Genomic DNA, 7,632 nt, shown 5'->3' with positions numbered 1-7,632 from the left:
TTGCTTTTCCCATGGAAGAATTAGAGCATTTCCATACCTTCTAAAGCGTTGAGTGTTTGATGGTGAAAAGGGATCTTTTTCTAACTCTCTAAATTCATTGAAAATAGTTAATTTTGAGTTAATGTCAACTTCTGAAGCCTTATATTTTATATAACCATTCTGTTGAAAGTCTTCTTGTAATTTTGAAACATCAACTTCTTGATTTAAATTAAATTGATGATTTTCGTTTGGATATTCTTTTCTTAAATTTTGATTCAGCATAGGAAACCTTACTATATAACTTAATATTGTAATACTGCCCAAAAAATATTTAATTTTTATGAAAAAGTAAATTATTTATAATTAATAATCATACTCTTAGGTTTAATAAGTGGTAAATTTTTGTGAATTCTCAATGAAATACCCTCCCATTTAACATAATGGCTGTTATACAAAATTCAGATATTGGAACTAATTCTTACAATAATTTGAGTGATTTTTTAGACTATTAGCGTACATTAGGTTTACGATAGTACATGTTTTGTAAAACATAGGTGATGATATGGCGACAACAAATTTTAATCTGCGACTTGAGCAAGATTTGCGTGATCGGGCATTTCCAGTGTTTGAGCGTTATGGACTGAGCGCATCACAAGCCTTTAAATTGTTTTTAACACAAGTTGCTGAGACCAATAAAATTCCCTTGTCTTTTGATTATGCAGAGACAGAGAATGTGCCGAATAGTGTCACAAGAAAAGCATTGACTGAAGCAAAAAATAGAACTGATTTTTCAGATGCTTATGAAACACCTGAAGAATTTATGAAAGCGATGCAAGAATTAGCCAATGCGTAAGATATTAGCTGAAAGCCAATTTAAGAGAGATATTAAAAAGCAATTTTTAGAGCTAATTACACCTGCATGGGCAGAAGTTCTACATTGCCTTTGTAGCGATATAGTTTTGCCTGAAAAATATTGTGATCATGGTCTTACTGGTGAGTGGGAAGGCTTTAGGGACTGCCACATTAAACCTGATTTAGTATTGATCTATGCCAAGCAAGAAGATTATTTGCAATTGGTACGAATTGGTAGCCACTCGGAATTGTTTGGAAAGCGCAGAAATAAATAGTGAAAAATTTATGTGCTTAGGCATTTCATCTATCTTGGCTCGATGCTTTGAAATATGGCTTTAGCCATGTTTCAAAGTCGGGCAACTTTGCGCTTGCTGTAATCTGATCAGTAATGAGAAAAACCAAGCAAAGTACCGATCATCTAGTATTTTTTAGGGTCAATGCGACACCAATCATAAGTTTTATTTTTGACGTTATTTGGCTCAAATGAATAGCATTTCTTAGTCATAATTCTGACTAGCGTTTCGCCATCACTTTCTCGAATTTGTAGCGGATATTTTTTAAGTACAGCCATATCAGCTCTACGTTCATCAATTTCATCTTTGCTTGGCACGTATAAGAATATTGCCAAAATGAATACCATCACTAAGGCGACAAATGCACTAGCAAAAATGATGATAAATTTTGAGTTCAGTCTGTTTGTGGCTTCGTTTAATGCCTGAATACTGTTATTCAATGCGCCTGTATGCTTCTTATTTGCGATTTCTAGCGACTTTTCAGCCTTATTGAGTACTCCGCTAGCTACTTCATTGTAGAACGTCTCTAATCGCTTGTTATCATCTGCTATGGCTTCTCTGTATTCCTTCATAGATGCCAATAAAATATAGAGTTGGTCGTCTAAATCATTTTGGTTACTCATCGTGACCATCCATCATTATCTAAATTTCGTGATGCCTTACGATTTGCTTGCTCGGCTCGTTGTTTGTCTAGTTCTTGTTGTCGCTTCATTTCCGCTTGGCGTTCCAGTTCTAGGCGTTTGTTTTCTTGGTTTTTCTGCCATTGCTCAAAACCTTGATCGACACGGTTTAAACCACGCTGTAAAACGCTCTCTTTCTGCTGTTTCTGTTGCTCAAGTTGTTGGGTGTTCTGCTGTTTCACATTGTCATTGAAACGGCTGATTTCAGTGTCTATGCCTTGTCTGCGTAATTGGGTGACTTTGCTGCCTTCGTGGATGGTTGCTTGTAGTCCATTATTTTGATCGGCATAGCTGCGGTGGTCTATTTTTTCTCGGTAGCCTGCACGTTCCAATGCCTTGTTGGCTAAGTCTGCCCATGTTTCTCGAATTTGCTTAATATCTTCTTGGGTTGTACCCATACCAAGGCTTTTTCGTTTGGCGTTGCTGAGTTCAATATCGGTTTTGGTGGTCAGGGTGAGTTTATTATCTGTGTCCAGTTCTGCCTTTCGGGTGGTGAGCATGATATGGGCGTGGTGGTTTTTATCATTACCGCCTTTGCTGGGTTCATGGATGGCTAAATCTGCGATCACGTCATAGCGATCAACTAAGGACCTGGCAAATTCTTTTGCCAAGTCCTTACGTTGATCAGCGTCTAATTCATCAGGTAGGGCAATGACCCATTCTCTAGCGGTTCGGGCATCTTTGCGGTTTTCGGTTTTTTCTGCCAAGTTCCAAAGCTCAGCACGGTCAATTTCAATATCTAAATTAGACAGAATTTCAGAATGGGCGACACCATCTTTTCTCGTAAAGTCATGGGTCAGTCCTGTGCGTTCATCTTCTAATTTTTCCCCTGCACGATATGCAGATGATGCAACCGCAGTTCGTCCCGAACTTCGGTTAACCGTTTTAGTGGAACAATGATAAATTGCCATGCAGTCACCTTGGGGTGCTTTTGCTTTTGGGGTTAAGGGGAATCCCCTTACGCTAATGGAGACTTGGATGAAATCCAAGTCGTAAGTGCGCATTTCATGAAAAAAACGATAGCATATTACCCGCTTGAATTTCAATTCATAGGGTCTTATGCTTGAGTGGTTTTCTATATTCCGAAATTAACCGTTATGACTAAATCTGCTGAAAATATTGAAAAGAAAATTGAAGCCCAGTTAGAGAAGCTGAAACAGTTAAAAGCACAGAAACAAGCTATCGAAGCAAGAGAACGTACCAAGCAAAAGGAACAGCAACGAAAAGATGATACTCGGCGTAAAATTCTGCTCGGTTCTTATTTGATTAAAAAAATGCAGAATGAAGCCAATAAAGAAAAAATATTGGCTGAACTCAACGAATATTTAACAGAAAATAGAGATCGACAGCTTTTTGATTTGCCCGATATTGAAGCCTAATTTTTCTTAGCTATTTGGTTTTTTTGTTCGGCTTGATACTCTGGAATGAGCGTATTTAAAACCTTTTGAATATTGTCCTTGTCCTCGATTTGTAAATTATCCCGATAGTAAATTAAGTTCTGTATTTTGCTTTCCATCTGTATTTTTTCGGTTGGTTCGGCATCTTTGGATATTCGGGATAATAGGAAGATATAACCGCATATATTTTCTCTCGCAATTTCATAATTTACGATGTCGAGGTATTCAACGGTCACATGTTTTAGATCGGTTGATAGGTTATTTAATTTAATCATGGCTGAAATCCTGATTTTTCTAATATTGGATAAAGCTCTCTGAATTTTTCAGGCTCTAAAAGCATATCAGCGATACGAATAGCAAATTGTTGGTAGCTTTCTGTACCTTGTGAATATTTCCCCATTTCAGGCATTTCTGACATTTTATTTGCAAATAAATGACGTTGTGGGTCGCTCAATTTTATGAAAAAATCGGGGCTATTGCGATTTTGCTTGGATATTATTTTTTTTGAGGTTTTATCTACTTTAGGCTTCAATGTGAATGAAAAACCAATAATCGTCCGCCCTTGCTTATGTTGTTTATATTTAATCGTATAGTCTGAATGTTGATTCACTTGTTCCACAGCAACATCTAATACTCGTAACTTAAAGTTAGAAATTATTTTATATTGCTTGGGTTCTACACCTAACTGTCCTCGTAACTGCTCTATTGGAATAAGCGGAATATGTCCTACATTTTTCCACTTCATTAATAACTCAAACAACCGAGTGGCGTAGGTACTAGTAAATTCTGTAGTCTGAGAAAGGTAGTAACTTGTAAAATATTCTTTTGAATTGGCAACTAATAAAACAACATCGCTGGTAAGTTGAAAATGTAATAAGCCTTCTGATTCGGTATAACCAATTTTTTGTACCCATCTCGATTTCATTGTTGTGGGTATATCACAATCTCTTAGTTTTTTTGGCGGTTTAAGCGTGTATTCTTTACCAAACTCTAAGCCATATAACGTATAAGAAAAATAGCGTAAGAATAAGCGTTCTGATGCTTCCTTTAATGCTCGGTAAGCAACTGAGCTATCTACCTTAAATTGTTCCGCATACTCCCCTGCATGTATTGTCAACACAGTATCACTTGTTATTTCTTGGTGCTGATTATTGGCTTTAACCAAAGCCAACCCTATTAAGCGTTGCTCTATAAGACTTAATGTATAACTTGCATCAATCAAAGCATTATTTTTAACGACTAAATCATTTGCCATTTTTTATACATACATTGTTTTTAGTTGTAATTATATTACATTGATTAAATATGTATAGCAATACTGCATAAACGTATAGATAAGACTGCATAAACGTATAGATAAGACTGCATAAACGTATAGATAAGACTGCATAAACGTATAGATATAGGCGCACAAACTATTGATATTTAATTAAAATAAGAGGTCTAAAATTATAAAATTATAAAATTATTAAAAAGAGGGGAAGTGCTTAAAACTGCCCTAGATACTCGCTAAAGCTCGTACTCTATTGAAGCTCGTTCCTCGCTTCGAGGGGCAGTTTTTGGTTAATTCTGTTTGTGAAATCTAAAAGCAAAAATGGATTCGCTTCGCTCATAGAGATTTTTTACTCGCTCACGCTCGATCATCAAGCAAAAGCTATACAGTCGCTTTGCTCGGTTAATCTCGTTTGGCTGCAAAAGGAGGCTTTGTAATCAGGAAAAAGACGGGGCGAAATTTTTATGTTGCTCAATCGCTCGTAGGCACTCGCTTGGTTATTACAGTTGGGAGCAAATAATTTTATTTAGCTGAACTAGGGCGTGTCATCAATTAAGCCATATCATGATTGAAGCAAGGTAGATTGCTGACAGGAAGTTTTGAGCCAATTTATCATAGCGCGTAGCAATACCTCGATACTGCTTGAGCTTGGCGAAGAAGTTCTCGATCAGATGTCTTGCTTTATAAAGATGTTGGTCATAATCACGCTGATCAATCGCGTTACTTTTGGATGGCATCACGATCTGACCCTTGATCTTATGGATTGGATCAATCACCCGATCCTTAGAATTATAGGCTTTATCCATGAGCCAAGTCTGACTTAACGATAAGTCCAGCAGCACATCAGCACCATTTAAGTCATGAGTCTGCCCGGCAGTGAGATAAAATCCTGTTGGGTTGCCTAAAGCATCAGTACGGGCATGAATTTTGGTACTTAAACCACCTTTACTGCGTCCGATTGCCTGTTCTTTTTTTTTCCGGCGCTGTGTTGATGAGCACGCACAATGGTTGAGTCTAGCATGGCATATTCATTATCACTTTCATGTGATAGCACTTCAAAAACTTTCTGCCATACGCCTGCTTTAGCCCAACGGCTAAAGCGAGTGTGCACAACTCTAAAATCCCCAAAGCGTTCGGGTAAGTCTCGCCATGGAATACCTGAACGATACCGATACAATACTGCTTCAACAAATAGCCTGTTATCTTTGGCAGTTACTCCAACAGTACTCGCTCGTCCAGGTAACAGATCCTTAATCTGCTCCCACTGATCATCTCTTAATGCATAGCGTTTAGTCATGAAAAAATAATGAGGACAGGTTAGATTTTCTCAAGCTAATTGATGACAGGCTCTAATTAAAAACGTGGAATATTGATCAAAGATTAGCCGTGGAACGTGAAAAAGCATAAAAAAGCCCGAACTGGGATGCTCGGGCTATAAAATTGAAACTATAGCGTTGAAATTTCACAAGAAATATAACACATTTCGTATAACGTGTATTATGTTGATTTTAGAAAAATTTAATAATCAAGTTAAGTAAATCACTGCCTAAAATAATATTTTAAATAAAAACACTAAAAAATATAATAAAAAAGGGTGCTAGTATTGTCAAAATAAAACCGCTAAAAATTGCTATTTGCACGTCCAATTGCGAACAATTATTTTTTATAAATGGAAGTGTAGAATCCATTGCTGTAGCTCCACAAATACCAATTATAGGATTAGGATAATTTCGTCCAAGAAGATATAGCAAACCTATTGCATAAAACTCTCTAATTAAATCAGTTAATAAGGCAAAAGTTCCATATTCAGCACCTAATGTTTTTCCTATGAGTGGACCTGAAAGAGAAAACCAGCCAAATCCGCTTCCTAAAACTAAAAGTTCAAAAAATGATTTATCTATAATGAATGTTGTTAAATATGCAGCAATGAATAGTGAAAAAATTGTAATTAGTGGTACTTGAAAATGATTAATGGTCAAAGCTTGAATTTTAATTGTTGATAAATCCACACCTACCAAAAATATCAAGATATAAAGAAGAATACTACTTACAGCCTCACTCTCCCAATTACTCGGCAATACAAGATACAAAACCATACCAATAATAACCATTGATATAGCAATCACACACTCTTTGATAGGTTTAAAAATTTCAGATATAGATTTCTTATTTTTACTTGTATTTTTTACTTTTTTAAAAAGTAAAATAAAAGTAATAAAAGTAATAATTGTTGAATAAATAAATGATCCGACAATTACTGTAGTTCCTAGTTCTTTATCAAAAAGAATACTACCAAATTGGAAACCTATTGAAATTAGAAGTAACCAGACTAAGAATGTTATATAACTTACTAAATTATCTCTAGTATTTGAATTTATTACTCGCCCAATTCCCCATCCAAGTATTAAAGATAAGAGAATAGGCAATAAAGAAAATATAAGGTTATTTATCATATTTTTTGTTTCGTTAAAGAGTAGTCAATTAAAATCATCCAACGCTCACCAAGTAAATCTACTTGATCATTATTAATTTTTTTAATTGGTGATACATAATGACATACCGAAGAATCGTGAACAGCAAAACTATCAGAAATATTTTTTAATGTGAATTGACTGTAAATATTTTCATTGTTTACATCATCTAGACGCTTATTTCTTTCATTTGGATGGGCTATATAATTTTCACCGCCTACAATATTATTGCTTCTATAAAGAAGATGAGCAAAGGTAAAAGGTTCTCCATCTTGATGGAAACAATCAGGAGAACTAATGCCTAAACTTTGGTCACAAGTTGAAGTTAATTTAACAAAGTGTATTCCAACATAAATTGGTAAATAATAGTCATTTAACCCAAATGTTAAGTTATAGTCTTCAATAATTATTGAATTCAAATATTTAGAGCTTTTAACATCGTCACTTAAAGCATTAAAATATCTGATAGAGCCATGCTCTGGATTATTATTACCTTGATCATATCCAGATAGTTCTCTTCCATCATCAGTTATTGTAGTCGGTAACCAAATTGGATTTTTTTGCTTTTCCCATGGAAGAATTAGAGCATTTCCATACCTTCTAAAGCGTTGAGTGTTTGATGGTGAAAAGGGATCTTTTTCTAACTCTCTAAATTCATTGAAAATAGTTAATTTTGAGTTAATGTCA

At 35.3% G+C, this 7,632-nt stretch carries 10 protein-coding genes and 1 pseudogene; 3 read left to right on the top strand and 8 right to left on the bottom strand.

Annotated elements, in window-relative coordinates; all coding sequences use genetic code 11:
- The coding region (locus AC1P5O_RS15760) for a hypothetical protein (protein ID WP_499006360.1) at positions 1-261 on the bottom strand (261 nt) is incomplete at its 3' end.
- A gap of 280 nt (positions 262-541) precedes the next feature.
- On the opposite strand from AC1P5O_RS15760, the gene AC1P5O_RS15755 reads away from it, so the two are divergent.
- On the top strand, positions 542-832 hold the full coding sequence (locus AC1P5O_RS15755) for a type II toxin-antitoxin system RelB/DinJ family antitoxin (protein ID WP_004282256.1): 291 nt from the start codon (positions 542-544) through the stop codon (positions 830-832).
- Positions 825-1,106, top strand: a complete 282-nt coding sequence (locus AC1P5O_RS15750) for a type II toxin-antitoxin system RelE/ParE family toxin (RefSeq protein WP_004282257.1) — start codon at positions 825-827, stop codon at positions 1,104-1,106. The genes AC1P5O_RS15755 and AC1P5O_RS15750 overlap by 8 nt, the downstream gene beginning before the upstream one ends.
- Before the next feature lie 143 nt (positions 1,107-1,249).
- Here the strand turns inward: AC1P5O_RS15750 and AC1P5O_RS15745 are convergent, their stop codons facing one another.
- Together AC1P5O_RS15745 and mobQ are read right to left on the bottom strand one after the other, a co-directional pair.
- Entirely contained in the window at positions 1,250-1,747 is a 498-nt protein-coding gene (locus tag AC1P5O_RS15745; RefSeq protein ID WP_004282258.1) for a hypothetical protein, read from the bottom strand.
- The gene (gene mobQ / locus AC1P5O_RS15740; RefSeq protein ID WP_004809023.1) at positions 1,744-2,715 is read right to left on the bottom strand and encodes a MobQ family relaxase; all 972 of its coding nucleotides are present in this window, start codon (positions 2,713-2,715) and stop codon (positions 1,744-1,746) included. Before mobQ ends, AC1P5O_RS15745 begins: the two co-directional genes overlap by 4 nt.
- Positions 2,716-2,901: 186 nt before the next feature.
- On the opposite strand from mobQ, the gene AC1P5O_RS15735 reads away from it, so the two are divergent.
- Positions 2,902-3,183 carry a DUF8583 domain-containing protein gene (locus AC1P5O_RS15735; RefSeq protein ID WP_005254311.1) on the top strand — a complete coding sequence of 94 codons (282 nt, stop codon included), beginning with the start codon at positions 2,902-2,904 and terminating at the stop codon, positions 3,181-3,183.
- Here AC1P5O_RS15735 and AC1P5O_RS15730 read toward each other — a convergent pair.
- From AC1P5O_RS15730 to AC1P5O_RS15710, 5 genes and pseudogenes are all read right to left on the bottom strand, one after another.
- On the bottom strand, positions 3,180-3,476 hold the full coding sequence (locus AC1P5O_RS15730; RefSeq protein ID WP_004282260.1) for a hypothetical protein: 297 nt from the start codon (positions 3,474-3,476) through the stop codon (positions 3,180-3,182). The genes AC1P5O_RS15735 and AC1P5O_RS15730 overlap by 4 nt on opposite strands.
- Positions 3,473-4,456, bottom strand: coding sequence for a replication initiation protein RepM (repM, locus tag AC1P5O_RS15725; protein WP_004282261.1), 984 nt, complete (start codon positions 4,454-4,456; stop codon positions 3,473-3,475). Before repM ends, AC1P5O_RS15730 begins: the two co-directional genes overlap by 4 nt.
- Before the next feature lie 566 nt (positions 4,457-5,022).
- A pseudogene (locus AC1P5O_RS15720) lies at positions 5,023-5,771 on the bottom strand (IS5 family transposase).
- Positions 5,772-6,033: 262 nt separating this feature from the next.
- The gene (locus tag AC1P5O_RS15715; RefSeq protein WP_004282254.1) at positions 6,034-6,927 is read right to left on the bottom strand and encodes a LysO family transporter; all 894 of its coding nucleotides are present in this window, start codon (positions 6,925-6,927) and stop codon (positions 6,034-6,036) included.
- Positions 6,924-7,632: 2OG-Fe dioxygenase family protein (locus AC1P5O_RS15710; RefSeq protein ID WP_499006358.1), on the bottom strand; the 709-nt coding region annotated here is incomplete at its 5' end. The genes AC1P5O_RS15710 and AC1P5O_RS15715, both read right to left, overlap by 4 nt.

The sequence above is a fragment of the Prolinoborus fasciculus genome, assembly GCF_056724605.1.
The sequence above is the reverse complement of the archived record's forward strand: the minus strand, read 5'-3'. Positions and strand labels throughout refer to the sequence as shown.

What these genes read in the sequence shown, in the direction of transcription:
- AC1P5O_RS15755 (WP_004282256.1), top strand. Translation starts at nt 542, where the DNA reads ATGGCGACAACAAATTTTAATCTGCGACTTGAGCAAGATTTGCGTGAT.
- AC1P5O_RS15750 (WP_004282257.1), top strand. Translation starts at nt 825, where the DNA reads ATGCGTAAGATATTAGCTGAAAGCCAATTTAAGAGAGATATTAAAAAG.
- AC1P5O_RS15745 (WP_004282258.1), bottom strand. Translation starts at nt 1,747, where the DNA reads ATGAGTAACCAAAATGATTTAGACGACCAACTCTATATTTTATTGGCA.
- mobQ (WP_004809023.1), bottom strand. Translation starts at nt 2,715, where the DNA reads ATGGCAATTTATCATTGTTCCACTAAAACGGTTAACCGAAGTTCGGGA.
- AC1P5O_RS15735 (WP_005254311.1), top strand. Translation starts at nt 2,902, where the DNA reads ATGACTAAATCTGCTGAAAATATTGAAAAGAAAATTGAAGCCCAGTTA.
- AC1P5O_RS15730 (WP_004282260.1), bottom strand. Translation starts at nt 3,476, where the DNA reads ATGATTAAATTAAATAACCTATCAACCGATCTAAAACATGTGACCGTT.
- repM (WP_004282261.1), bottom strand. Translation starts at nt 4,456, where the DNA reads ATGGCAAATGATTTAGTCGTTAAAAATAATGCTTTGATTGATGCAAGT.
- AC1P5O_RS15715 (WP_004282254.1), bottom strand. Translation starts at nt 6,927, where the DNA reads ATGATAAATAACCTTATATTTTCTTTATTGCCTATTCTCTTATCTTTA.